At 64.9% G+C, this 23746-nt stretch carries 21 protein-coding genes and 1 pseudogene; 11 read left to right on the top strand and 11 right to left on the bottom strand.

Going from position 1 to position 23746, the window contains the following annotated elements; genetic code table 11:
- Positions 1 to 6: 6 nt before the first annotated feature.
- Both DRF71_RS06965 and carA read right to left on the bottom strand, forming a co-directional pair.
- The gene (locus DRF71_RS06965) at positions 7 to 1887 is read right to left on the bottom strand and encodes a glycosyltransferase (protein WP_112309707.1); all 1881 of its coding nucleotides are present in this window, start codon (positions 1885 to 1887) and stop codon (positions 7 to 9) included.
- A 202-nt stretch (positions 1888 to 2089) separates the two neighbouring features.
- The gene (carA, locus tag DRF71_RS06960; RefSeq protein ID WP_112309706.1) at positions 2090 to 3247 is read right to left on the bottom strand and encodes a glutamine-hydrolyzing carbamoyl-phosphate synthase small subunit; all 1158 of its coding nucleotides are present in this window, start codon (positions 3245 to 3247) and stop codon (positions 2090 to 2092) included.
- Between the two features lie 219 nt (positions 3248 to 3466).
- On the opposite strand from carA, the gene DRF71_RS06955 reads away from it, so the two are divergent.
- Positions 3467 to 3928 carry a GatB/YqeY domain-containing protein gene (locus DRF71_RS06955; protein ID WP_112310055.1) on the top strand — a complete coding sequence of 154 codons (462 nt, stop codon included), beginning with the start codon at positions 3467 to 3469 and terminating at the stop codon, positions 3926 to 3928.
- 662 nt (positions 3929 to 4590) lie between these two features.
- Here DRF71_RS06955 and DRF71_RS06950 read toward each other — a convergent pair.
- From DRF71_RS06950 to DRF71_RS29000, 6 genes are all read right to left on the bottom strand, one after another.
- Complete coding sequence (locus tag DRF71_RS06950; RefSeq protein ID WP_112309705.1) at positions 4591 to 5091, bottom strand: DUF2244 domain-containing protein; 501 nt, start codon at positions 5089 to 5091, stop codon at positions 4591 to 4593.
- Positions 5092 to 5202: 111 nt separating this feature from the next.
- Complete coding sequence (locus tag DRF71_RS27305; protein ID WP_157970962.1) at positions 5203 to 5358, bottom strand: hypothetical protein; 156 nt, start codon at positions 5356 to 5358, stop codon at positions 5203 to 5205.
- A gap of 148 nt (positions 5359 to 5506) precedes the next feature.
- Positions 5507 to 7177, bottom strand: a complete 1671-nt coding sequence (gene ctaD / locus DRF71_RS06945) for a cytochrome c oxidase subunit I (protein WP_112309704.1) — start codon at positions 7175 to 7177, stop codon at positions 5507 to 5509.
- Positions 7178 to 7391: 214 nt separating this feature from the next.
- Complete coding sequence (locus tag DRF71_RS06940) at positions 7392 to 8360, bottom strand: site-specific tyrosine recombinase XerD (RefSeq protein ID WP_112309703.1); 969 nt, start codon at positions 8358 to 8360, stop codon at positions 7392 to 7394.
- 3 nt (positions 8361 to 8363) lie between these two features.
- On the bottom strand, positions 8364 to 10016 hold the full coding sequence (locus DRF71_RS06935) for a hypothetical protein (protein WP_232831339.1): 1653 nt from the start codon (positions 10014 to 10016) through the stop codon (positions 8364 to 8366).
- Positions 10006 to 10140 carry a hypothetical protein gene (locus DRF71_RS29000; protein WP_269814339.1) on the bottom strand — a complete coding sequence of 45 codons (135 nt, stop codon included), beginning with the start codon at positions 10138 to 10140 and terminating at the stop codon, positions 10006 to 10008. Before DRF71_RS29000 ends, DRF71_RS06935 begins: the two co-directional genes overlap by 11 nt.
- A gap of 200 nt (positions 10141 to 10340) precedes the next feature.
- Here DRF71_RS29000 and DRF71_RS06930 point away from each other — a divergent pair, with 200 nt between their 5' ends.
- The 8 genes and pseudogenes from DRF71_RS06930 to DRF71_RS06900 all read left to right on the top strand — a co-directional run bounded on the left by DRF71_RS06930 (position 10341) and on the right by DRF71_RS06900 (position 16545).
- Positions 10341 to 10883, top strand: coding sequence for a shikimate kinase (locus DRF71_RS06930; RefSeq protein WP_112310053.1), 543 nt, complete (start codon positions 10341 to 10343; stop codon positions 10881 to 10883).
- A gap of 54 nt (positions 10884 to 10937) precedes the next feature.
- Complete coding sequence (gene aroB / locus DRF71_RS06925; RefSeq protein ID WP_112310052.1) at positions 10938 to 12050, top strand: 3-dehydroquinate synthase; 1113 nt, start codon at positions 10938 to 10940, stop codon at positions 12048 to 12050.
- 66 nt (positions 12051 to 12116) lie between these two features.
- Positions 12117 to 12635: a DUF2478 domain-containing protein gene (locus DRF71_RS06920; RefSeq protein WP_112309702.1), complete on the top strand. Its 519-nt coding sequence runs from the start codon at positions 12117 to 12119 to the stop codon at positions 12633 to 12635.
- Between the two features lie 385 nt (positions 12636 to 13020).
- Positions 13021 to 13632, top strand: a complete 612-nt coding sequence (locus DRF71_RS28480) for an efflux RND transporter periplasmic adaptor subunit (RefSeq protein WP_232831337.1) — start codon at positions 13021 to 13023, stop codon at positions 13630 to 13632.
- Positions 13633 to 13653: 21 nt separating this feature from the next.
- The gene (locus DRF71_RS28475) at positions 13654 to 14079 is read left to right on the top strand and encodes an efflux RND transporter periplasmic adaptor subunit (RefSeq protein ID WP_232831335.1); all 426 of its coding nucleotides are present in this window, start codon (positions 13654 to 13656) and stop codon (positions 14077 to 14079) included.
- Positions 14079 to 14537 (top strand): annotated as a pseudogene (locus DRF71_RS29225) (ABC transporter ATP-binding protein); the annotation flags it as partial. The gene DRF71_RS28475 and the pseudogene DRF71_RS29225, both read left to right, overlap by 1 nt.
- 268 nt (positions 14538 to 14805) lie before the next feature.
- On the top strand, positions 14806 to 16005 hold the full coding sequence (locus DRF71_RS06905) for an ABC transporter permease (protein WP_112309701.1): 1200 nt from the start codon (positions 14806 to 14808) through the stop codon (positions 16003 to 16005).
- 147 nt (positions 16006 to 16152) lie between these two features.
- Entirely contained in the window at positions 16153 to 16545 is a 393-nt protein-coding gene (locus tag DRF71_RS06900; protein WP_112310051.1) for a Fur family transcriptional regulator, read from the top strand.
- 77 nt (positions 16546 to 16622) lie between these two features.
- Here DRF71_RS06900 and DRF71_RS06895 read toward each other — a convergent pair whose 3' ends face one another.
- The 3 genes from DRF71_RS06895 to DRF71_RS06885 are packed head-to-tail and all read right to left on the bottom strand — an operon-like array spanning position 16623 to position 21711.
- A complete protein-coding gene (locus DRF71_RS06895) occupies positions 16623 to 19913 on the bottom strand; it encodes an efflux RND transporter permease subunit (protein ID WP_112309700.1) in 3291 nt (1096 codons plus the stop codon).
- Between the two features lie 10 nt (positions 19914 to 19923).
- Complete coding sequence (locus tag DRF71_RS06890; RefSeq protein WP_112309699.1) at positions 19924 to 21102, bottom strand: efflux RND transporter periplasmic adaptor subunit; 1179 nt, start codon at positions 21100 to 21102, stop codon at positions 19924 to 19926.
- A gap of 3 nt (positions 21103 to 21105) precedes the next feature.
- A complete protein-coding gene (locus DRF71_RS06885) occupies positions 21106 to 21711 on the bottom strand; it encodes a TetR/AcrR family transcriptional regulator (protein ID WP_112309698.1) in 606 nt (201 codons plus the stop codon).
- 220 nt (positions 21712 to 21931) lie between these two features.
- On the opposite strand from DRF71_RS06885, the gene tgt reads away from it, so the two are divergent.
- Both tgt and DRF71_RS06875 read left to right on the top strand, forming a co-directional pair.
- Positions 21932 to 23062: a tRNA guanosine(34) transglycosylase Tgt gene (gene tgt, locus DRF71_RS06880; RefSeq protein WP_112310050.1), complete on the top strand. Its 1131-nt coding sequence runs from the start codon at positions 21932 to 21934 to the stop codon at positions 23060 to 23062.
- A 172-nt stretch (positions 23063 to 23234) separates the two neighbouring features.
- Positions 23235 to 23486: a hypothetical protein gene (locus tag DRF71_RS06875; protein ID WP_112309697.1), complete on the top strand. Its 252-nt coding sequence runs from the start codon at positions 23235 to 23237 to the stop codon at positions 23484 to 23486.
- The last annotated feature ends 260 nt before the right edge of the window (positions 23487 to 23746 follow it).

Raw genomic sequence — 23746 nt, 5'->3', positions numbered from 1 at the left:
CGGGGCTCAGCCTTTTGCCGGCTTTTTCCGGCCGGTGCCTGCGGCTTCGATATTGTCAAAGATGCCATGGCTGGTCTTGTCCCAATAGAAGGGGCGGGTGATCAGTTCCCACAGCGCCTTGGCCCCGGCAAAGGTGGCGAGCGGCTGGTAGAGATGCAGGGTGAAGACCCAGAATTTCGAAATCCGGTGCCCGGCCTGTTTCAGCGCCAGCCAGCCAAGGGTGAAATCCACCACCGCCGAAAGCAGGAAGGCCGCCAGCATGGCCCAGGCCACCCCTTCCGGCAAAGCCTCGGCCAGCGGATGCGAGAATCCGAAGGCGATGATCCAGAAACTCCATAAAAGAGGCGCCAGCAGGGTCTGGACCGCCGCACCCAGAAACATCACCTGAAAGCCAAGAAAGGCCCGCGTCCCGACCTCGCGCCAGAGGCGCAGGGGCTGCCGCATATGGACGATCCAGGTCATCATATGCCCTTTGATCCAGCGCGAGCGTTGTTTGACCCAGGGCACGGGGCGGCAATTCGCCTCTTCACGGGTGACGGTCGACAATAGCTCGGTCCGGTAGCCCGCGCGCGCGAGGCGGATGCCGAGATCGGCATCCTCGGTCACATTATGCGAATCCCATGCGCCGATATCGTCCAGCACGTCGCGGCGGAAAAAAAGCGTCGTTCCCCCAAGGGGCACCATCAGCCCGAGCCGCGCCACCCCGGGCAGGATCAGGCGGAACCAGGCGGCATATTCGATGGTGAACATGCGCGCGATCCAGTTGGTCGCGGGGTTGTAATAATCCAGCACGCCCTGGACACAGGCGAGGCCGGAATCGCTTTGCCGGAAATGCGTGACCACGCGGCGGATCTGATCGGGATCCGGCGCGTCCTCGGCATCATAGACGCCGATAATGGCGCCATGGCAGTGATCCAGCGCCACATTCAGCGCGCGCGGCTTGGTTTTGACCCGTCCCGGCGGCACCACGACGATGCGCATCCAGGCCGGCAGCCCGGCACCTTCCAGCGCATTGCGGGTCAGGTGATCCTCTTCCTCGACCGCCAGCACCACTTCCAGCAGGTCGCGCGGGTAATCCAGCCGCGACAGCCGCCGCACGAGGCGCGGCGCGATGTCGCTTTCGCGGTAGAGCGCCACCAGCACCGAAACCCGGGGCAGCGGACCCGCCACCGGATCGGGCTGCGGTGGGGCCGGGCGGCGCAGGGTGGCGATGCCGCAGACCAGTTTCATCAGCGTCGAAAGCACCATGGCGCCCAGCACCATGACCAGAAGAACCAGCCCGATGGTGACCGGGAAATTCGCAACCAGTCCCATCAGCGCGGCAAAGATCGCCGCCACCGTCAGTTTCAGCCCGATCCCGCCCCAGGTGCGGCAGGAGAGATCCGTTGCCACCCGGGTTTCGGCAGCATGGGCGATCTGCGGCCCGCGCACCAGCGCCAGCGCCTGGGCGATCCTGGCGGCGGGGGCCAGAGCCATCAGCACCGGGCCGATCTGCGCCTCGATCACCGGGCGCAGCGTTGCGAAAGTCTCGGGGCGCGAGGTCGCAACGACAGTCACCGCCCCGGCGCGGCGCAGGGGCAGAATGCCGTGACGCTGACAGAAACCGGTGCCGAGCCGGTCGATGGCTGCGGCCTCGGGCGGGGGGGAGACAGGATCGACAAAGGGTGCGCCGAAATGATCCCCCGCAGCGGCGAGAAGGTCATCCTCGGCCAGGGTGCCATGGGGGAGGAAACCGCTGCCTCCGGGCGCCGGCTGCCGCGCGGCTGCTGATCCGGGCTGCTCAGGCCGGATCAGCCCATGGCGCAGAAGCGAGAGGGCGAAACGATCCGGGCCGGCACTCTCCTGCGCCTGTGCGGCCCCTGGATCATGGATCCGGGAGCCACCCATCCGGGGACCGCCAATGCTTATCAAATGCCGAACCGTCATCACCAACCGCATTCCGGATCTCTTCCGGGCCAGGTTGCGCGAAGATCAGTTAACAGTCGGTTAAGGCAAATGGTCAGCTCAGGCAGAGCCCGACAGCTTTGCCACACCGTTTTCAGGCAGGCCCGTCAGGTCCTGCTTTCTGGCCGTCATTCACGCGCGCCTTTCAGGCGTTGCGGCGGGCATTCATCTCGGCGGCGAAACGCTCGAACAGATAATAGCTGTCTTGCGGGCCGGGGCTGGCTTCGGGGTGATACTGTACCGAAAATACCGGCCTGTCCTTGACCGCGATACCGCAATTGGTGCCGTCGAACAGGGACACATGGGTCTCGACCACCCCCTCGGGCAGGGTGTCGGCGTCAACCGTAAAGCCGTGATTCATCGAGGTGATCTCGACCTTGCCGGTGGTCAGATCCTTGACCGGATGGTTGGCGCCGTGATGGCCGTGATTCATCTTGCGGGTCTGGGCGCCAAGCGCCAGCGCCAGCATCTGATGGCCAAGGCAGATGCCGAAAACCGGCAGATCGGCCTCCAGCACGCCTTTGATCATCGGCACCGCATATTCGCCCGTCGCCGCCGGATCACCGGGGCCATTCGAGAGGAACACGCCGTCCGGCTTATGCGCCAGCACCTCTTCGGCAGTGGCCTGAGCCGGCAGCACCACGACCTCGCAGCCGGTCGAGGCCAGGCAGCGCAGGATATTGCGCTTGGCACCGTAATCGACGGCCACGACCTTCGGGCCGGGGGCTGTGCGTTTGGTATAGCCTTCGGGCCAGGCCCAGCGTTTCTCGTCCCAGCTGTAGCTTTGCGGGCAGGTCACGTCTTTCGCGAGATCGAGACCCACGAGACCTTTCCAGGCGCGGGCTTTGGCGACCAGCGCCTCGATGTCAAACCTGCCCTCGGGGTCATGGGCCAGCGCCACATGCGGCGCGCCCTGCTGGCGGATCGCGCGGGTCAGGCGGCGGGTGTCGATGCCGCCGATCCCGATCCGGCCGATCTTCGCGAGCCAGCTTTGCAGATCGCCGGTTGCGCGCCAGTTCGAGGGCTCGGTCGGGTCCCATTTCACCACCATACCGGCCGCCGCCGGCACCACCGTTTCGTCATCCTCGGGGGTGATTCCGGTATTGCCGATATGGGGGAAGGTGAAGGTCACCACCTGGCCGGCATAAGAGGGATCGGTGATGATTTCCTGATAGCCGGTCATCGCGGTGTTGAAGACCAGTTCCGCCACGGTCTCGCCCGTTGCGCCAAAGCCGTGGCCGTAGAAAAGCGTGCCATCCGCCAGCACGAGACAGGCAGTGGGACGGGGTGCTGCATGCGGCATGGTTGGCTCCGGAGCGTGAGGGGATTCTGTATTGGCGGCTTAAACGGGCGCAACCTATGCCTCTGTCCTTGCAGGGTCAAGGCTTTGAGAATATTGATATTATTGTTTGTAATCAGTGGCTTGCTCCTGCGGTCCTGACTTGCCGGAATCGTGCGGCCATGGCAGATTGGGCGTCTGTGACCAGGGGACCATAAGGGGAGCCCGACGATGAGCCCGGTTTTGAGCCTGCGTGAGCGCCTGAATGACGCGATGAAAGAGGCGATGAAGGCGCGCGATTCTGCGCGGACCTCGACGCTGCGGCTGATCAGTGCCGCGATCAAGGACCGCGATATCGCGGCGCGGGGCGAAGGCCGGGGCGAGGAAGGCGTGGGAGAAACCGAGCTGCTGGCGCTTTTGGGCAAGCTGGTGAAGCAGCGCCAGGAATCTGCCCGCATCTATGAAGAGGGCGGCCGGCTGGAGCTGGCCGAGAAGGAACTTGCCGAGGTGCGGGTGATCTCGGAATTCCTGCCACGCCAGATGTCGGATGATGAGGCCGCGGCGGTGATCGACCAGACGATTGCGGCGCTTGGTGCGAATTCGATCCGCGATATGGGCCGGGTGATGGCCGAGCTGAAGGCGAATTATACCGGCCAGCTGGATTTCGCGGTGATCGGTGCGAAGATCCGCGAAAAGCTGGCCTGAGCCTGAACAGCCTGACCTGACCCGGCCTGGGCGCGGCCATTTCAGTGCCCCAAAATCATGCAGAGCTTCTCCTGTAAACCGGCCGCTCAGCCGGTGGGCTAAGTGATGTCAGGGGGCCTGGTGACAGGCCCGGGGTGATTTGCCCTGATATCAGCGAAATGCCGGGGCCGGTCTGCGCTGCGCTGACCGCTTTCTGTCTGCTGATGTGCCGGGATCAATGGCGCTGATATCGCTTTGGGCTGTCCGGGCAGGGTATCGTGACCGGCAACCGGATCAGCGAGGGCGACACCTGCACCGGGTAGCACCCTCTGCTGCGCTGACGGCGTTCTGACGGCACCGGGATGGAGAGCGAGGGAAGGGTCCGATGGGTTCGGGCCGTGAGGTCAGCGTTTTCCGGATCCCTGGCCTCCCCGGGGTGATCCGTGTCGAAAAGCAGATCTCGTCCGGAGGGATCCTGTTTCGCGCGATCGTCATCAGGAGGGGCGGGTCGCTTTACGGCAGCGCCGATTGCTTCCGCCGGGATGCCGATATGGTGAGGCTGCCGATCCTCGGCCATCGGCCTCGGCTGGGGGATCACGGTCTTCGTCCTGGCCGAAATGAACCGCCGCTACTTGCGCGCGGTGGCAGCATTTCTGACCGGCAATCGCCTTTGGTGCATCGGCTCAGCCAGGGGCCGCCGTCTTTACCCCGGCAAGCGCGGTTTGCAGCTCTGAGCGCAGCATGAGGCGCTCTTCGGGGGTGAGAAAGGCGCCCAGTTCAACCTCGCGCCCATCGCCTTTCAGGGTCAGGTAATCGGGCACCGGCCCGCCGGTCGGGTGCAGATGCACCGAGACCCAATAGGGATTGGCCTCCCAGCGATGCAGCCTGCGGCGCGGGCCTTTGCGGATCAGGACAGCGCTGTCGCGGGTCAGGACCAGCTCTTCGGTGATGCTGCGGTCCGTCCAGGAGCGTTTCAGCGCGAACCACATCCCGGTGATTGCGATCAGGATGAAGGGCAGGAGCCCCCAGAATACCGGCGTCGCGATCACCGACAGCAGCGGCAGGATGATCAGCGCGGCGGTCGCGCCGATGAACCAGGCAAAGCCGGTGCGGCTCAGGGCCGAATGGGGCGTGAGGCTCAGGCGGCGGCTGCCGTCGCTGTCGCTAGACCAGTGATAGGGCATGGCGGCTCCGCTGCACTCGCTGCATCCGGTGATAGACCGCCGCGCCGGTCGAGGTAAAGACCACGGAGCCGGCAAATGCCATGGCGCGCTGTCAGGCGATCTGCGCCGGGGTCAATAGCCGTAGCCGAGCCCGACGATCAGCAGCACCATGATGGCGAAAACCACCAGACCGGCCGCAACACCCCGCCAGAGCCCATAGCGCTTGCCAATAGCGAAACCCGAAATCAGGGTCAGGATCGCGGCGACGGAAATGAGAATATCTTCCACTCTTTACAAACCTTTCTGCAGGTTTTCCCGGGTCGTGTCTCGCAGATCCTGCGCGCGGCGCAATCGAAAACACATGCGCCATCCGCAAGCCCGCAAATGAAAAACGCCGGGGAATGCCCCGGCGTTTTCTGTCTTTCCGGCCACGCTCTCAGTGGCTGTGCGAACGATCCCAGTCCTCGCGCTTCGGGAGCTGCTCGAAGGTATGCTCCGGCGGCGGGCAGGGCAGGGTCCATTCCAGCGTATCGGCATATTCGTTCCAGTAGTTGTTCTCGGTCACGCGGCGACCGGCGAACAGGGTGTAGAACACGATGCCGATGAAGAAGAGGAACGAGGCGAAGGAGATGAAGGCGCCGATCGACGAGATGTAGTTCCAGTATTCGAACTGCACCGGGTAGTCGATATAGCGGCGCGGCATGCCCTGACGACCCAGGAAGTGCTGCGGGAAGAAGGTCAGGTTCGCCCCGATGAACATCGCCCAGAAGTGCAGCTGGCCCGCCCATTCCGGATATTGACGGCCCGACATCTTGCCGATCCAGAAATAGACCCCGGCAAAGATCCCGAACACGGCGCCGAGGCTCATCACATAGTGGAAGTGGGCGACGACGTAATAGGTGTCGTGGTAGCCACGATCCAGCGGCGCCTGGCTCAGCACCACGCCGGTCACGCCGCCAACGGTGAAGAGGAAGAGGAAGCCGAAGGCGAAGAGCATCGGCGTCTTGAACTCGACCGAGCCGCCCCACATGGTCGCGATCCAGCTGAACACCTTGATGCCTGTGGGCACCGCGATGATCATGGTCGCCATCATAAAATATTGCTGCTGCGACAGCGACATGCCGACGGTGTACATGTGGTGCGCCCAGACGACAAAGCCCAGAACACCGATCCCGACCATCGCATATACCATCGGCAGATAGCCAAAGACCGGCTTTTTCGAAAAGGTCGCCACCACCTGACTGATGATCCCGAAGGCCGGCAGCACGATGATATAGACCTCGGGGTGACCGAAGAACCACAGGATATGCTGGTAGAGGATCGGGTCGCCGCCGCCCTCGGGGCGGAAGAACGAGGTGCCGAAATTGCGGTCGGTCAGCAGCATGGTGATCGCACCGGCCAGAACCGGCAGCGCCAGCAGGATCAGCCAGGCGGTGACAAAAACCGACCAGGCGAACAGCGGCACTTTATGCATGGTCATGCCGGGCGCGCGCATGTTCAGGAAGGTGGTGATGATATTGATCGAGCCGACAATCGACGAGGCCCCCGAAAGGTGGACCGCAAAGATCGCCAGATCCATCGAGAACCCGGCTTCCAGATTGGAAAGCGGCGGGTAAAGCACCCAGCCCACGCCCGAACCCGGCTGCCCGTCACCGCCCGGCGCGAACAGGGACGCCACCGCCAGCGCGGTCCCGGCCACATAAAGCCAGTAGGAGAGGTTGTTCATCCGCGGGAAGGCCATATCCGGCGCGCCGATCTGCAGCGGCATGAAATAGTTGCCGAAACCGCCGAACAGCGCCGGGATCACCACGAAGAACATCATCAGGATGCCATGCGCGGTGACGGTCACGTTCCACAGATGGCCGTTCGGGGTACATTCCCCGGCGGCGGCGGCCGTGAGACGCATGCCCTCCATGCACATATACTGCACGCCCGGCTCCATCAGCTCCATCCGCATATAGACGGTGAAGATGACCGAGATCAGCCCGACGATTGCCGCCGTGAACAGATAGAGAATACCGATATCTTTGTGGTTGGTGGACATGAACCAGCGGACGAAAAATCCGCGATTGTCATGGTCATGCCCGTGGATGGCTGCATCCGCCATAGGCGTCTCCCGCTATTGCACTTCGGACCCACGCCCGGCTGTTGCCAGTCGCTGGGGCCTCATTCCCTTGCTGATCCGTGTTTAGCGGTCACCGTGAGGCGCCGCAACGAAGAATTGATCAGGATCAAATTCGCCATTGGTGCAGGGCCGGTGCTGTGGCGGCAGGGGCCCGGTTCCGGGGGGGGCGGGACCAGGCGGGACGGAATTTGCCCGGTCAGGACGCATCATCGCGGGATTTTGCCAGCGGGTGATGGTTCAGCACCAGCTCTTTCAGCTCATCTTCCAGCACATGGGTATAGATTTCGGTCGTGCCCAGATCCGCATGACCCAGCAGCGTCTGGATCACCCTGAGATCGGCGCCGCCGGCCAGAAGATGGGTCGCGAAAGCATGGCGCAGCACATGCGGCGTCACCTTTGCCGGCGAGATCCCCGCATTGACCGCCAGCGTCTTGATCAGGGCGAAAAAGCTCTGCCTGGTCATATGACCATCGGCGCCGCTGCCGGGAAAGAGGTATTTCGGCACCGGCCGACCCGAGGTTTTCAACAGGTCGGCCTTTGCGTCCAGCGCTGTCAGCCAGGCCGCCACCGCCGCGCGGGCAGGCGGCGAGAGCGGCACCATCCGCTCTTTATCGCCCTTGCCGCGCACAAGGATCATCGCCGGATTGCCGCGCAGAGAGGCCTGGGGCAGGGTGACCAGTTCGCTCACCCGCATGCCGGTGGCGTAAAGCAGCTCCATCAGGGCGGTGTTGCGCAGCCGGTCGTCCTGGCTGCGGCCATGCTGCGTTGCGGCATCAAGCAGGCGGCTGATCTCGTCGGTCGAAAGCGTCTTCGGCAGCGATTTCGCCTTGCCGGGACCAGAGATGCGCAGCCCCGGATTGTCCTCGCGCCAGCCCTCCTCGAAGGCAAAGCGGTAGAGCTGGCGAATCGACGACAGCCGCCGCGCCCTGGTGGCGGCGGAAAGCCCCTGGGCATCGCAATGGATCAGATAGTCCCCGATGGTGCTGCGGTCGAGGCTGGCAATGTCATGGCCCTGTACCGCGATCCATTCGGCGAAATCCTTCAGATCGCGGCCATAGGCGAGGCGGGTATTCCGCGCGGCACCCGCCTCGGCGGCAATGGCGTCGAGAAAGGTCGAGATCCAGCGAAAGGCCGGGTTCTGCGCGCCCCGGTTGCCGGCGGCCATGGCTCAGCCCCGCCGCTCAAGGATCATCAGTTCCAGCGCGGTGCGGCGTGCGACATTTTCCAGCTTTACCTTGCGCAAAAGCGACAGGCCCCGCGTCACGCCGGTGACATTGCCGTCAACGCCGCGCTGGATATCCTCAATCGCGAGCAGGATCGCCTCGCCCAGCCGCATCCCTTCCAGCAGCATCCGCGCCTCATCGGACAATTCGGGCGCAAGGAAGGCCGGCGCAATGGCGCGGCCCATCGTGTCAGGCGCGCGCAGATCGGTGATATCGCCAAGCGCCAGCCCGGCAAGGAAGGTCTCGGTCTCGTCCAGCGGCTTATGCGCGCGGGCGATGGTTTCGAATTGCGGCGACAGAAGGCCGATGCGAAAGGCGATCCGCGCCGCATCGGGGGGCAGGTCGAACCCCGCAAGCGCGGGACCGTAAAGAGAGGCGAAGGGGACCTCAAGCTCGGCCTCCTGCATCCGCGACCAGACCGGCGGCAGCGCGGCGGCGATTCGCGCCGGGTCCCCCGATTGCATCGCGGCATCAAATATCTGGAAGGCATCGACCCGGTCCCAGACCCCGCCCGAAGCGGCCGGATCCCGCTCGGTATAAAGACCAAGCAGCACATTGGGCGCGATGGTGCCGGCGCGGGTCAGCCGCTCGGCGGCCTCGATCTGCGCCTTCCAGCCCGATTGCGGCCCTGTCTCGGCATAGGCGAAGGCGATGGGCAGACGGCCGGTGGGGATGGTCTCGCCAATCGCCTCATAGAGTTTCCAGTCCAGCGGTGTCACCGGACTGGGTGGCGGCGGCACCGTATCGGCCTCGAACAGGTCGGGGTCGAGAAAGCGCGACAGGAGCGCGGTCTGCCCCTTGTCGACATCTCCAAGCGCATCGGCGCTGGTCAGGGTCAGCGCGGCCGCATCCCAGTCGCCGCTCCGCGCCAGACAGAAGACGCGGGCGGGGAGGGTGGGCGCGAGGCCGGGGGCCTTCTGCATCCGCTCACAGGCCTTGTCCTCGCGCCCGGTCAGGATCGCGATGTCAAAGGCGCGGCGGAAAAGCGCGGGCGTATTGTCTCCGGCAATGTCGATCAGCGCCGCCGCCTGTTCCAGCCCGCCGATCAGCAAGAGCTTGTCGATCCTTGCCTGAAGCAGATGCCCCTTATTGCCGGCATCAATCGGCGCATCGGCCTCGGCCAGCAGCATGGTCAGGAAAAGCTGGCGCAGCGCCGGCAGGCTCTCCATCCGGTCGCGGATCACCGCGCGGGCGATCTCATCCGTGAGGCCGGCGCCCCAGAGATTGCGCGGCAGCCCCGAAACGGACGGCGAAATCAGCCCGACGGAATCGGGCGAGGGGATGTCAAGCGAGGTCGAAGACACCATCACCGGCAGTGCGCCATCACTGGCGACCGGCGGCTCCACCGGCTTTGCCGTGCCGGTGGACCTGGCCGTGCCGGGTGTGCTGACCGATTGCGACAGCCAGTCAATCGCGGAAAGCGGGTCATCGCCCGCCGCCAGCGCTGCCCCGGCAGAGGCGGTCAGCGCGACAAACCCCAGAAAACCAGAGGCGATCAGGCAACGAAAGGCACCATTATGGCCGGGCCGGGGCGCGCAGGCCGGGGGCCGTCCCACCGCAAGGCCAGAGGGGAAACCGGCAGGGAAATCAGTTCGCATCCAGCACCACGGGTTTTGTCACCTCTCCGGCAGGCGGTGTCAGATCCACGAGATAGGCATAGGCGGTCAGCGCCGCAAAGCCGAGAATCGCCAGAACCAGCAACGCCTTTATGATCCGCCCCATATACCAGTCCCTTTGTATTCGCTTTGACTCAAGCACTGCCTCGCGGGCTGTGATTTGCCGCCGATCCGGTCGTTTTCGCGCCCGATCGCCTGCCCGCCGGGTGAATATATATGGCTTTCCGATCAAGATCACGCCATTGGAGAGCGAAAAGCGCGGCGGCTTTCCGTGATCTCTGCCGCGTTCACGCGATGGTGAAGGCAATGTATCGACTGAAAAAGACCGTCGCCATGGTCGGTATGATGGGGGCGGGGAAAACCGCCGTCGGAACGGCGCTGGCAAAACTGCTGAAAGTGCCCTTTGTCGATTCGGATGAGGAAATCGTCAAAGCCGCCGATCGCAGCATCGCCGAGATCTTCGAGCGCGATGGCGAGCCGTTTTTCCGTGACCGCGAATATGAGGTGATCGGCCGGCTTTTGCGCGGGCGTCCGGCGGTTCTCTCGACCGGCGGCGGGGCCTTTCTGGCCGAACGCAATCGCGGCCAGATCGGCGCGCATGGCATTTCGGTCTGGCTGCAGGCCGAACCCGAACTGTTGTGGCAGCGGGTGCGCCACAAGACGACGCGGCCTTTGCTGCGCACCGCCAATCCGCGCCAGACGCTTATGGATCTTTGCGCCGCGCGCGAGCCCTCGTACCGGCTGGCCGATCTGGCGGTGGAATCGGCCTCGGGGCTGACGGTCGAGCAGATGGCCACGCGGGTGGTGGGGGCGCTGATGACGCGGCCCGATGTGCTGGAAGAAATCTGAGTGCCGGAACGGGGCTGAGTGCCGGAAGAGATCTGGCGGGATCAGGAGATGAAAATGTCGAATATTGTGCCGGTCAATCTGGGTGAGCGCGCTTATGAGGTCAGGATCGGCTCTGGTCTGATCGAAAATGCGGGTGCAGCAATCCTTCCCATGCTGCGCAGAAAGAAGCTGGCCGTGGTGACCGACCAGACTGTCGGCGCGCTGCATCTGGAGCGGCTCCGCGCCGGGCTGGCCGCTGTGGGCATTGAGATTTCCTATCTGGCGCTGCCTGCGGGCGAGGGCACCAAGTCCTGGCCCTACCTGACGCAGACCGTCGAATGGCTGCTGGAACAGAAGGTCGAGCGCAAGGATGTCGTGGTCGCTTTCGGCGGCGGCGTGATCGGAGACCTGGTTGGCTTCGCTGCGGCTGTGCTGCGTCGCGGCGTTCGATTTGTGCAAATCCCGACCTCGCTGCTGGCCCAGGTCGACAGTTCGGTCGGCGGCAAGACCGGCATCAACACCGCCCAGGGCAAGAACCTTGTCGGTGCCTTTCACCAGCCCTCGCTGGTGCTGGCCGATATTGGCGTGCTGGAAACGCTGAAGCCCCGTGATTTCCTTGCTGGCTATGGCGAGGTGGTGAAATACGGCCTGCTCGGCGACCCCTTGTTCTTTGAATGGCTGGAAGCCGAAGGCCCGGCAATGGCGCGTGGCGACCGCGCGGCGCGGCTGAAAGCGGTGACGCGCTCGGTCGAGATGAAGGCCGGCATTGTCGAGCGCGACGAGACCGAAGAGGGCGAGCGCGCGCTTTTGAACCTGGGCCACACCTTCTGCCACGCGCTGGAAAGCGCGACCGGCTATTCCGACCGCCTGTTGCATGGCGAGGGCGTCGCCATCGGCTGCGCGCTGGCGTTTGAACTGTCGCAGCGCATGGGCCTTTGCGCCCAGGAGGCGCCCAGCCGGGTCCGCGCGCATCTGAATGCGATGGGTATGAAGACCGATCTCGCAGATATCCCCGGCGATCTGCCGGATGCGGCTGCCTTGCTGGCGCTGATGGGCCAGGACAAGAAGGTGGTCGATGGCAGGCTGCGCTTCATCCTTGCGCGCGGCATTGGCGAGGCTTTCGTGGCCGATGACGTGCCGCCCGCTCTGGTCCTGTCGGTGCTGGAGGACGCGCTGGCGCGGCGCTGAGGCTTTACCCGGGGCGGCTATCCGATATAAATATCGGAACATAACGCAGTGACCTGAGAGGGTGCCATGAAGCTTGGCTATATTTCTGCGGGCCCCGAGGGGGAAACCGACCTTTTGCTGCAGGAGGTGTCCCGCCGCCTGATCGCCCATGGTCTGAACATGGCCGGCACGCTGCAGATCAACACACGGCAGCCGGGGCGGAGCAAAAGCGATATGGATCTCTGGCTTTTGCCCGAGGGGCCGCAGATCCGCATCAGTCTTGATCGCGGTGAGGCAGCGGCCGGCTGCCGGCTTGACACGGCGGCGCTGGAGGATGCGGCGGTGATCGTGGCGCAGCGGCTCAGCGCAGCCGATGTGCTGATGGTCAACAAATTCGGCAAGCAGGAGGCTGACGGTCATGGTCTCGCCGATTCCGTCGCTGACGCGCTTGGCGACGGCAAACCGGTGCTGTGCGGCATGGCGGACCACTTCCTCGAAGGCTTCCTGAACTATGCCGCCGGCCATGCCGAGGAACTGCCGCGCAACGCCGATCAGGTTTTCGCCTGGGTGCTGGAAGGCCATCAGGCGCGGCTCGCCACCGTCTGACGCGGCCATGGCCTCAGCCAGAGGGGTCCCCCGGGGCCGGGCTTTCCCCATCCAGGGCGCGTCCGGGGCCTGCTTTTCGCTTGGGTGACGACAATCTGATTTCGCTTTCCCGCCGCCGCCGCCATGATGCTGCGACACAGCCAGCAGGCCATCGCGGGACAATCCCTGCGGCTTGCTGCAATGCAGCATGAGGCGGCCCGAGGTGACGAATTCCAATCCGCCCGATGTGGCGACACTGGCCCGGATGGAAAAAAACGCCGTGGCAGGCGCTGGCTGATTTTCGGGATCATTGCTGGTTCTGGCGGCGCTGGCCTGGTGGCTGGCCGCGCGTCCGCCGGCGCCGGTCTCTTAAGTCACCGCGCCGGTCACGCGCGGCAATCTTGCGGTGACGGTGATCGCCACCGGCACCGTGCAGCCGACCACCAGGGTCGAGATCTCGTCAGAGCTTTCCGGCACCCTCGCCACGGTCGATGCCGAATACAATCAGACCATCGCCGCCGGAGAGGTGCTGGCGCGGCTGGATGATACCAAGCTGAAAGCCCAGGTGCTGAATTCCGGGGCGCAGCTGACCGCCTCCCGCGCGCGGCTTGATTCCGCCAGAGCCACGGTGACCGAGACGGCGGATGCGCTGGACAGTGCCGAGGCGCTGGACCGGCGTGGTCTGAACACCCGTTCGGTTATCATCGCGGCCCGTGCCGCCCATGACCGTGCGGTGGCGGCGGTGGGGATCGCCAATGCCGATGTGACGCTGGCAGAGGCCAATCTCGCCTCGGCCCGCGCCGATCTCGACAAGGCGGTGATCCGCTCTCCGATTGACGGCATCGTGCTGGACCGCGCCGCCGAGAAAGGCCAGATCGTCGCCGCCTCGCTGAATGCGCCGGTGCTGTTCACGCTGGCCGAGGATCTGCGGCGGATGGAGCTGCGGGTTTCCGTCGACGAGGCCGATATCGGCCGGGTGCAGCCGGGGCAGGAGGCGACCTTCACCGTCGATGCCTAGCCCGGGCGCCGGTTCGGTGCGGTGATCACCAGCCTGCGTTTCGCCCCTGACGAAAGCGAGAGCGATGTCGTTACCTATACGGCAGTGCTGGCGGTGGAAAACGAGGATCTGCTGCTGCGGCCGGGGATGACGGCGACGGCGACGATCGTGGTTTCGCGGGTGGAAAACCAGCTCATGGTGCCGATGGCGGCTTTGCGCTATGCGCCGCCGGCTCAGATCAGCGCGGATCGTTCGGGCGGCGGGCTGATGGGGATATTGATGCCGCCACCACCCGGCGCCTCGCGCCCGGGGGTAGGGGATGGGTCTGGCGTCTGGGTGCTGCGGGATAAAGTGCCGCTTCGGGTCCGGGCGACGCCGGGCGCCACGGATGGCACCAGCATTGTCGTGACCTCGGAAGAATTGCGCGTGGATGATCAGGTGATCCTGTCGCAACGGGACGCCCGCTGATGGCGCCGCCGCTGGTCGAATTGCGCGCTGTCTCAGGGCTATACGGTGAGGGCGAGGCCGAGGTTCGCGCCCTCGACCAGGTCGATCTGGTGATCGAAGAGGGCGAGTTCATCGCGATCATGGGGCCTTCGGGCTCGGGGAAATCCACCGCGATGAATGTGATCGGCGGGCTCGACCGGCCGACATCGGGGGCCTATCTCTTTCGCGGCACCGATATCGGGGGTATGACCGCGGATGCGATGGCGCTGCTGCGGCGGCATTACCTTGGCTTTGTATTCCAGGGTTTCAACCTGCTGTCGCGCAGCACGGCGCAGGAAAATGTCGAGCTGCCGCTGATCTATAAGGGGCTGCCTGCGGCGGCGCGGGCGCAGGCAGCGCGGGACGCGCTGGCCAGGGTCGGGCTGGCGGGGCGCGAGCATCACGAGCCCTCGCAACTCTCGGGCGGCCAGCAGCAGCGGGTGGCGATTGCCCGCGCGCTGGCCGGAAATCCTTCGGTGATCCTTGCCGATGAGCCGACCGGCAATCTCGACAGTCAGCGCAGCCATGAGATCCTTGCGCTGTTGCAAAGGCTGAACCGCGATGACGGCATCACGATCGTCATGGTCACCCATGAACCCGATATCGCCGCCTGGACCAGACGGCTGATCGTCTTCACCGATGGCCGCATCATCCGCGACGAGGCGGTGGTGCCGCGCGCGGCGTTGAGAGCCTCATCAGGGGGGCGCCATGATTTTCGAGGCAATCCGGCTGGCGCTGCGCTCGATCCTGCGAAACAAGCTGAGATCCTTCCTGACCATGCTTGGCGTGGTGATTGGCGTCGGCGCGGTGATTGCGATGGTCACCGTGGGGCAGGGATCGCAGCAGCAGGTGGCGCAATCGGTCTCGTCGCTGGGCTCGGATCTGCTGGTGCTGCGCCCGGGCGTGCGCGGCTTTGGCCCGCCGCAGCCGGGGATGAACCGCCCCTTCAGCTTGCGCGATTCCGATGCGCTGGAGGATCTGCCCGAGGCGCGGCTGGTGGCGCCGGTCACCACTGCCCAGGCGCGGGTGGTCTACGGCAGCAGCAACCACCAGACCCAGGTGACCGGCTCGAACGAGAACTGGGTCTCGGGCTGGAAACTGGCGCTCGGGCGCAACATGACCGCCGCCGAGGCGCGGGGAGGGGCTGCGTTCTGTATCCTGGGCGAGGGGGTGCGGCAGCGTCTGTTCGGGGCGGCGGACCCGGTTGGGGAGCTGCTGCGGGTCAAGCAGATCTTCTGCCAGGTGATCGGTATATTGGAGGCCAAAGGCGCCGGCGCCTTCGGCATGGATCAGGACGATCTGGTGCTGATGCCGGCACGGCTGGTGCAAAGGCGGCTGAACGGTAATGACGGGATCGGTTCGATCCAGATCGCGCTGGCCGAAGGGGTCACCACGGCCGAAGGCATTGATGCGGTTGGCGGCATGATGCGCGACCGCCGCCGCATCGCACTTGGCGCCGCCGAGGATTTCAACGTGACCGATATGCGCGAAATTGCCGAGATGCTCAGCTCGATCACTGCAGTGCTGTCGGGGATGCTGTCCTCGGTCGCGGCGGTGAGCCTGCTGGTCGGTGGCATCGGCATTATGAATATCATGCTGGTCTCGGTGACGGAACGCACGCGGGAGAGCGGCATCAGGCTGGCGATTGGCGCCAGTTCGGGCCAGGTGCTGACGCAGTTTCTGGTCGAGGCGGTGGTCCTGTCGCTGATGGGAGGGGTGATCGGGATCGGCCTGGGGCTGGGCCTTGCCTTCATTGCCGGGATTTTCATGGCAATCCCGTTCGTTCCGGACCCGCTGGTGATTCTGCTGGCTCTTGTCTTCTCGGCCTTTGTCGGCGTGGTGTTCGGCTGGTTCCCGGCTTTGCGCGCGGCACGGATGGATCCGATCGAGGCGCTCAGGCATCAGTGATGCCTGCCAGAATGCTTTGTCCAGAAAGCTGTGGCCATAAAGCTGTGGATGGATTCTCAACTGGCGGTTTCCATTTGAGAACCGTCATGCTAAAGATCGGACATGAAAGCAAAACATTCCGATCAGGCGGCCAGTCAGGCAGCGAGAATGACCCAGGCGCTTCGCGATGGCGGCGTGCGGGTGACCCGGCAGCGTGAGGCGCTGGTCAGGGTGCTGACCGAATCCGCCGATCACCCCGATGCAACCGAATTGCATCGCCGGGCGCAGCTGATCGACGATACGGTGTCGCTGGCGACGGTTTACCGCACGCTGACGGTGCTGGAGCGCGAAGGCGTGATCCACCGCCATTCCTTCGAGAATGGCTCGGCCCGGTTTGAGGTGGCGGCGCCGGGGCATCACGACCATATCCTCGATCTCGACAGTGGTGAGATCATCGAGTTCCACAGCGAGAAGATCGAGGAATTGCAGCGCCGGATCGCGGCGGAGATGGGCTATGAGATCATCCATCACCGGCTGGAGCTGTATTGCCGTAAGGTGTGATACCAGCTGCGGAGCGGGGGGCGCTGCCCCCCACGGCCTTCGGCCTCCCCCCGGAGTATTTTAATCAAGAGGAAGGGTTACTCGGCGGCGTGGTTGCGGCGCAGGGGCGGGGTAAGCTTGTCGAGCCTTGTTGTCAGGGTTTCAATGCGGGCGGCGAGTTCCTCGGGGGCGGGGGCTTCGGGCTCGCGTTCGGGCTGACCGATCAGGCGGCCGAAGATCCAGGCGAAGAGCCGCGCGATATCATCCATGATCAGGTAGAAGGCCGGCACGATCACGAGGCTCAGCACCGTCGAGACGATGATGCCGCCGGTCACCGCAATGGCCATGGGGGAGCGGAAGGTGCCGCCTTCGCCCACGCCAAGCGCCGATGGCAGCATCCCCGCCGACATCGCGATAGAGGTCATCACGATGGGGCGGGCGCGTTTATGGCCGGCCTCGACCACGGCGGCGATCCGCTCCATGCCGCGTGCCCGCATCTCGATGGCGAAGTCGATCAGCAGGATCGCGTTTTTCGTGACAATCCCCATCAGCATCAGGATGCCGATCAGCACCGGCATCGAGACCGGGTTATTGGTGACGATCAGTGCGATGGCGACGCCGCCGACGGAAAGCAGCAGTGAGGCGAGGATGGTGATCGGCTGGATCACCGAGCGGAACAGCAGGATCAGCACCGAGAGCACCAGCATCAGCCCCATGATCATCGCATTTGCGAAACTGTCGAGCAATTCTGCCTGGATCTCGGCATCGCCCGAGGGGCGCAGGATGACGCCTTCGGGCAGGTCAAGCGCCGAGGTGACCGCCTCGAACCGGGCTGTGGCATCGCCAAGCGCGACGCCGGGCGGCAGATCGGCGCCGATCTGGGCCACGCGCAACCGGTTCAGCCGCTTGATCTGCGCCGGGCCCTGCGAGATGGCGATATCGGCGACCGAGGCCAGCGGCACCAGCGCGCCGCTGGCGGTCTGGACCTTCAGCGCGGCCAGCCGGTCGGGATCGCCCCGCGCGGCATCGTTGAGCCGCACCCGGATCGGGATCAGCCGGTTGTCGATGGAGAGCTTCGCGAGGGCCGCATCGAAATCGCCGATGGTGGCGGTGCGCAGCGTCGCCGCGATGGCGCCGGTGGTGACGCCCAGGCGCGCGGCCTCGTCAAGGCGCGGTGTGACGCGGATTTCCGGGCGTGGCAGGGCGCTTTCGGTGGAGACATTGCTGAGCAGCGGCTCGCCCGACAGCGCGCCTTCGAGCATCGCGATGGCGGCGTTCAGCGCAGTCTCGTCCTGCGAGAGGATGTCATAGGCCAGCGGCCGCCCGCCCGGCCCGCCGGGGCCGCCGAGCTTGAAGGCGCGCACATCCGGGACCGAGGCCAGACGGGCGAAGACCTCGGCCTCGATCTCGTCCTGCGGCCTTGTGCGGGTCTCGGAAGGGGGCGGCGTCAGCGAGGCGCCGATCAGCGGCAGCGATCCCGCCACTTCGGAAAGCCGGCGGGTGAGGCTGACATCGCGGCGCTCAAGCAGCACGGTGATGGTGGCGCGGCGGAGTTCGCGATCACCCAGCGGCGAGGCGCCGCCGGTGACGAGGATATGGTTGATGCCAGGGATGCCGGCAATGGTCTGGCGCATCTCTTCGGTGACGCGGTCGGTTTCGGCCAGCCCCGATCCCGGCGGCAGTTCGACCGAGATGGTGAAGCGGCTTTCATCATCGGGCGGGAAGAGGTTGCCGGGGATCTGCGTCATGGCGATCACCGATCCGGTCACCAGCACCACGGCGAAAACAAAAGTCAGGTAGCGGGCAAGAAAGCGGTAGCGGCCCATCCATGTGGGTCCGGTGCTCAGCCGCACCAGCGCCATGTAGCCGCGCATCACCGGCCCGTCCCGATGGTCGTCGGAATGGCCCCCGGCATCTTTGGCGCGCATGATATAGGCCGACATCATCGGCGTGATCAGCCTTGCGACCAGCAGCGAAAAGAACACCGCCACCGCCACGGTCAGCCCGAATTGCATGAAATACTGGCCGGGAATGCCTGGCATGAACGAGACCGGCACAAAGACCGCGATGATGGTGGCCGAGGTCGAGATTACCGCGAGGCCAATTTCATCCGCCGCGTCGATCGAAGCGCGCCAGGGCGATTTCCCCATGCGCATATGCCGCGCGATATTCTCGATTTCGACGATGGCGTCATCGACCAGGATGCCGGTCGCCAGCGTCAGCGCAAGGAACGACAGCAGGTTCAGCGAAAAGCCGATCAGATCCATCACGAGGAAGGTCGGCACCGCCGACAAAGGCAGCGCGACGGCCGCGATAAAGGTCGCGCGCCAGTTCCGCAGGAAAGCCAGCACCACCAGCACCGCGAGGATGGAGCCCTCGATCAGCGTATCCAGCGCGGCCTGGTAATTGCCCTGCGTGTAATAGACCTGATCGTCGATCAGGGAGATCTGCACCTCGGGGTAGTCCGCGCGGACGCGCTCCAGGGCTTCGCCCACCGTCGCCGCGACCGAGACCTCTGAGGCGCCTTTCGAGCGGTAGACCGCCAGCGCCACCACCGGATTGCCGTCCTGGCGCACAAAGCTTTGCGGATCGGCATAGCCATCGCGCACGTCGCCCAGATCCGACAGGCGGACGAAGCGGCCATTCGGCAGCGCGATGGTGGCCCCGGCAAGGCCGGTCACCGTCTGCTGGTTCCCCAATGTCCGGATCGCCTGTTCGCCGCCGGCAAATTCGGTCTTGCCCGAGCCCAGATCGGCATTGGTCTGCGCCAGCTGCTGGCTGACCGCCAGCGCGGTGATGCCGTAACTGCCCAGAAGCAGCGGGTCTAGGTCGACGCGGATCTCGCGGTCGACCCCGCCATAGCGGCTGACCTGACCGACACCGGGGCGACCCTGGAGCGCGCGGGTCAGCGTGTCATCGGTGAACCATGAGAGTTCCTCGATGGTCATGGCGGGCGAGGAAATCGCGAAGGTCTGGATCGCCTGGCCCTCGACATCGACCTTGGTGATGATGGGGGTCTCGACATCGGCGGGCAGATCGCCGGTGATCCGGTCGACCGCGTCTTTGACGTCCTGGACGGCGGTGGTGGTCGGGATCTCCATGCGGAATTCGATCAGCGTGGTCGACAGCCCGTCCGAGATATTCGAGGTGACATTCTTCACCCCGTTCAGCCCGGCCACGGCGTCTTCGATCTCTTTGCTGACCTGGGTTTCCAGTTCGGAGGGCGCGGCGCCGGCCTGGGTGACCGAGACCGAGACCAGGGGCACGTCGATATTCGGAAAGCGCGTGACCGGCAGGCTGGTGAAGCTTTGCCAGCCCAGAGCCATCAGCATGACAAAGGCGAGGATCGGCGCGACGGGATTGCGGATCGCCCAGGCAGAGAAGTTCATGGCGCTTTCCTCACTGGGCCGCTTCGTCGGTGACCGGGTTGATCTTTTCGCCCGGGCGGATGAAGGCGCCGGCGCGGGTGATCACCAGATCGCCGGGTTTCAGGGCGCCCTCTGCGATCCCGGCCATGCCATTGTCGCGGATGGTGACGATGACAGGCACTTCCTCGACCAGGCCGTCGCGCACCAGCAGCACCTGCCCGAGGCCGTCTTTGGTGCCGATCGCCGAAAGCGGCACCGCCGGGAGCCTCGCCTCGGCGAGCGTGATCGTCGCCTCGGCAAACATGCCGGCCTTGAGGTCGGAACGCTCTGGCAGGCTGATTCGGGCGCGGCCCTGGCGGGTGGTGGCGTCGATGGCGGGCTCGATCAGGCGCAGGCTGCCGCTGAGCGCATCCGGGATGCCGGCGGCGCGCAGGCTGGCCGGCTGGCCGGGTTGCAGCGCCGAGATCGCGGTCTCGGGCACATCGGCGCGGAGTTCAAGCGCGCCCTCTTTCTCCAGCACGAACATCGGCAGGCCCTGCGCCGAGGCCACCGCGCCGATGGTGGCATTCCTTGCGGTGATGCGGCCGGCATAGGGGGCCCTCACCTCGGTCCGGGTCAGCATCAGATCGACATTGGCCAGTTGTGCCGCGGCCAGATCGGCCTGGGCATGCGCCGCCGCCAGCGCCTCGCGGGCGAGGTCAACCCGCGCCTCGGCGGCCTGCAGCGCGGCGGTTGTGCTGTCCAGCGCCGCCTCTGATGCCGATCCCTGATCCTTCAGCCGGGCCGTGCGCCCCGCCACCCGCTTTGCCTCATCGCGTGCGGCGCCGGCCTCGATCTGCTGCGCCTCGGCCTGGGCAACCGCAGCACGGGCCTGGGCCAGACCTGCAAGGCTTTGCGAGCGTTGCAGCTCCAGCGTCGAGGAGGACAGCACCGCCAGGACAGTGCCGGTCCCGACATAATCGCCGATATCGGCGCGGAGTTCCTCGATGGGCTGGCCCTCGATCAGGGGCTGCACCTGGACCTCTTCGACCGCCGCGATCAGGCCGGTGACGATCAGGCGCTGCGTCATATCCAGTTCGGATACCCTGGTGACGCGGATCGCGGGCAGGGCGATTTCGGTCGCAGTCGCGGTCGTCGGTGCCCCCTCTTCGGCCATCAGCGGCCAGGCGGGCAGGGCGGCAAGGGCGGCAATCGTCAGAAGCTGGCGCATCGGTCAACCGTCAGAAAGGGTGTCGGGAATATCATCAAGGATCTGGTCGATGCTGCGCTGGATGAGATCGGTCAGCATCAGGTCGGGGGTCAGGTCAGAGCGCTGGCCATATCCGCGCAGAACAAGCACGATAAAGCGGGCATGCGAGGTATAACGGTCGCGGCAGACGCCGGGCGAAAGGCCGGAATGGGCGGAGAAAACCTCGATCAGCATGTCGCGGACGGTCTCCTCCATCCGCTGACAGGCCGAGGAAATCTCGGATTGCCGAAGTGCGGTGGCCGAGATTTCGGCCGCCAGCCGGCAATCATCGGGGCCGGTTTCCTCCAGATGCTGCGCGATGCCGATGCGCAAAGCCGCCATCTTGTCGGGCGCAGCGAGCACCAGCTGGAACTGCTCGCGCACCTCCTCGACATCCTGAGCGACCAGCGCTTCGACAATCGCGGTTTTCGACGGGAAATAGCGGTAGAAATTACCGACGCTCATGCCGGCAGCGCGGGCGAGATCATTCATCGAAGTGCCCTCGAACCCCTTTGCCGCGAATGTGCTGCGGATCGAGGTCAGGATTTCGGAGCTGCGGGCATGGGCTGGCGTGGTGGTGGCGGGGTCCATCTGATGTGTCCGGGGGTCTGTAAGACCAAAGGCCTGTAATACCGGGGGGCGGAAATGCTGGCGGCCCGGTGGAGTGAATGAACGTTCATTCTCGTAAAGCAGAGGCGGCGCGACTCTGCAAGTGCAAATGCCGCCGATCTGTGGCAGAAGCCGCGCGAAAGGGCGGGGTGGCGGGCGGATTTCCGCGCCTGTACCGGCCCCGGGATGGCTGGAGATGGTGATGCAGGACCGGTTCTCGTTTGAACTGAAGGCGAAAGATGGCGCGGCGCGGCTGGGGGTGATCCATACGCCCCGGGGCGATATCCGCACGCCGGCCTTCATGCCGGTCGGCACGGCGGCGACGGTAAAGGCGATGATGCCGGATTCGGTGGCGGCAACCGGCGCGGATATCCTGCTCGGCAACACCTATCACCTGATGCTGCGCCCGGGCGCAGAGCGGATCGACCGGCTGGGCGGTCTGCATAAGTTTATGAACTGGCAAAAGCCGATCCTCACCGATTCCGGCGGTTTCCAGGTGATGAGCCTTGCCGGGCTCAGAAAGCTGACCGAGGAGGGGGTGAAGTTTTCCTCCCATGTCGATGGCTCGAAACATATGCTGAGCCCCGAGCGCTCGATGGAGATCCAGAAACTGCTCGGATCAGATATCGTGATGTGTTTCGACGAATGCCCGGCGCTGCCTGCGACCGAGGAAGAGGTCGCGAAGTCGGTGCGGCTTTCGATGCGATGGGCGCAGCGGAGCCGCGATGCCTTTGGCGACCGGCCGGGCCATGCGCTGTTTGGCATCATGCAGGGCGGTGTGACGCGGGATCTGCGCGAAGAATCGGCGAAGGCGCTGACCGGGATCGGTTTTGACGGCTATGCGGTCGGCGGGCTGGCGGTCGGCGAGGGGCAGGAGGCTATGTTCGGCGTCCTCGATTATGCGCCCGGTTTCCTGCCGGAAGACAAGCCGCGTTATCTGATGGGGGTCGGCAAGCCTGACGATATCGTCGGCGCGGTCGAGCGTGGCATCGACATGATGGATTGCGTGCTGCCGTCACGCTCGGGCCGTACCGGCCAGGCCTGGACCCGGCGCGGTCAGGTCAATATCAAAAACGCCCGCCACCAGGACGACCCGCGCCCGCTGGACGAGGATTGCAGCTGCCCCGCCTGCCGCAACTATTCCCGCGCCTATCTGCATCATGTGCTGCGCAGCCAGGAGATCATCGCCTCGATGCTGCTGACCTGGCATAATCTGCATTACTATCAGGAGCTGATGTCCGGCCTGCGGGAAGCCATCGGGGCAGGGCGGCTTTCAGCCTTTGTTGCCGCTTTCCATGCAAAACGCGCCGAAGGCGATATTGAGCCCCTTTAAACGCGCTTTGGCAATCCCAGCCCGGATCGGTTTGCGGGGCAGGGTCTGACCGCCCGGAAGCGCCCCAGTTCCGTTTTTGTGACCGGTTGGGTCTCTGGTAAATTTCCGCAGGATATCGTTTCCTTTTCAACTGTCTTGCAGCATTTTCAGACCCTTCACCAGGGGTGTTCCCATGACAGGAAAAGCCGTTTTCGCGGCATTTTCTCTTATGGCGATGACGCTCGCCTCCGCCGCTCAGGCGGAATGCTCCGGCGGCAATGGCCGCGGCTGGAGCAATGGCCATGGCAGTTTCGAGATGTCGGGCAAGGATGGCGGCTGCCGGATCGGCTATCCGGGTTTCATCTGTGAAGACGGGAAACGCTGCGTGCCTGCGACCGAAATGACCCTGACCAGGGTGCCACGATCAGCCTCGCGAAAGACGTGATCATTTACACGTCCGCCGCCGGTTTCAGGGGTAAGGACAAGTTTTGCATAAAAAACACCGCCAAAGGCGAGAAAGGTATGCTTTCGGGCTGTGTGGCGGTCAGGGCGACCTGACCGGGCAGGCGGATCGTCCCCGACCGCTTGCCTTCCCCGGGGTCCCCGCCGGGAATTGTGGCCGGACCTCTGACGCCGCTGACAGGGGCGGCAGGCCGGGTGCGGGAAATTTTCCCGCAGGCTGTCATTTTCGCGCCCAGGCCCGCG

It is taken from the genome of Pseudogemmobacter bohemicus (genome assembly GCF_003290025.1).
GTDB classification, from domain to species: Bacteria; Pseudomonadota; Alphaproteobacteria; order Rhodobacterales; family Rhodobacteraceae; genus Pseudogemmobacter; species Pseudogemmobacter bohemicus.
This window is presented reverse-complemented; position numbering and strand designations above follow the sequence as displayed.

Coding starts and splice junctions, on each gene's coding strand:
- DRF71_RS06895 (WP_112309700.1), bottom strand. CDS start 19,913: ATGAACTTCTCTGCCTGGGCGATCCGCAATCCCGTCGCGCCGATCCTC.
- ctaD (WP_112309704.1), bottom strand. CDS start 7,177: ATGGCGGATGCAGCCATCCACGGGCATGACCATGACAATCGCGGATTT.
- DRF71_RS29000 (WP_269814339.1), bottom strand. CDS start 10,140: ATGGGGCGGATCATAAAGGCGTTGCTGGTTCTGGCGATTCTCGGCTTT.
- DRF71_RS06935 (WP_232831339.1), bottom strand. CDS start 10,016: ATGCGAACTGATTTCCCTGCCGGTTTCCCCTCTGGCCTTGCGGTGGGA.
- DRF71_RS06875 (WP_112309697.1), top strand. CDS start 23,235: ATGACAGGAAAAGCCGTTTTCGCGGCATTTTCTCTTATGGCGATGACG.
- DRF71_RS06890 (WP_112309699.1), bottom strand. CDS start 21,102: ATGCGCCAGCTTCTGACGATTGCCGCCCTTGCCGCCCTGCCCGCCTGG.
- DRF71_RS06930 (WP_112310053.1), top strand. CDS start 10,341: ATGTATCGACTGAAAAAGACCGTCGCCATGGTCGGTATGATGGGGGCG.
- DRF71_RS06885 (WP_112309698.1), bottom strand. CDS start 21,711: ATGGACCCCGCCACCACCACGCCAGCCCATGCCCGCAGCTCCGAAATC.
- DRF71_RS06920 (WP_112309702.1), top strand. CDS start 12,117: ATGAAGCTTGGCTATATTTCTGCGGGCCCCGAGGGGGAAACCGACCTT.
- carA (WP_112309706.1), bottom strand. CDS start 3,247: ATGCCGCATGCAGCACCCCGTCCCACTGCCTGTCTCGTGCTGGCGGAT.
- DRF71_RS06950 (WP_112309705.1), bottom strand. CDS start 5,091: ATGCCCTATCACTGGTCTAGCGACAGCGACGGCAGCCGCCGCCTGAGC.
- DRF71_RS06905 (WP_112309701.1), top strand. CDS start 14,806: ATGATTTTCGAGGCAATCCGGCTGGCGCTGCGCTCGATCCTGCGAAAC.
- tgt (WP_112310050.1), top strand. CDS start 21,932: ATGCAGGACCGGTTCTCGTTTGAACTGAAGGCGAAAGATGGCGCGGCG.
- DRF71_RS06965 (WP_112309707.1), bottom strand. CDS start 1,887: ATGGGTGGCTCCCGGATCCATGATCCAGGGGCCGCACAGGCGCAGGAG.
- DRF71_RS06900 (WP_112310051.1), top strand. CDS start 16,153: ATGACCCAGGCGCTTCGCGATGGCGGCGTGCGGGTGACCCGGCAGCGT.
- aroB (WP_112310052.1), top strand. CDS start 10,938: ATGTCGAATATTGTGCCGGTCAATCTGGGTGAGCGCGCTTATGAGGTC.
- DRF71_RS06940 (WP_112309703.1), bottom strand. CDS start 8,360: ATGGCCGCCGGCAACCGGGGCGCGCAGAACCCGGCCTTTCGCTGGATC.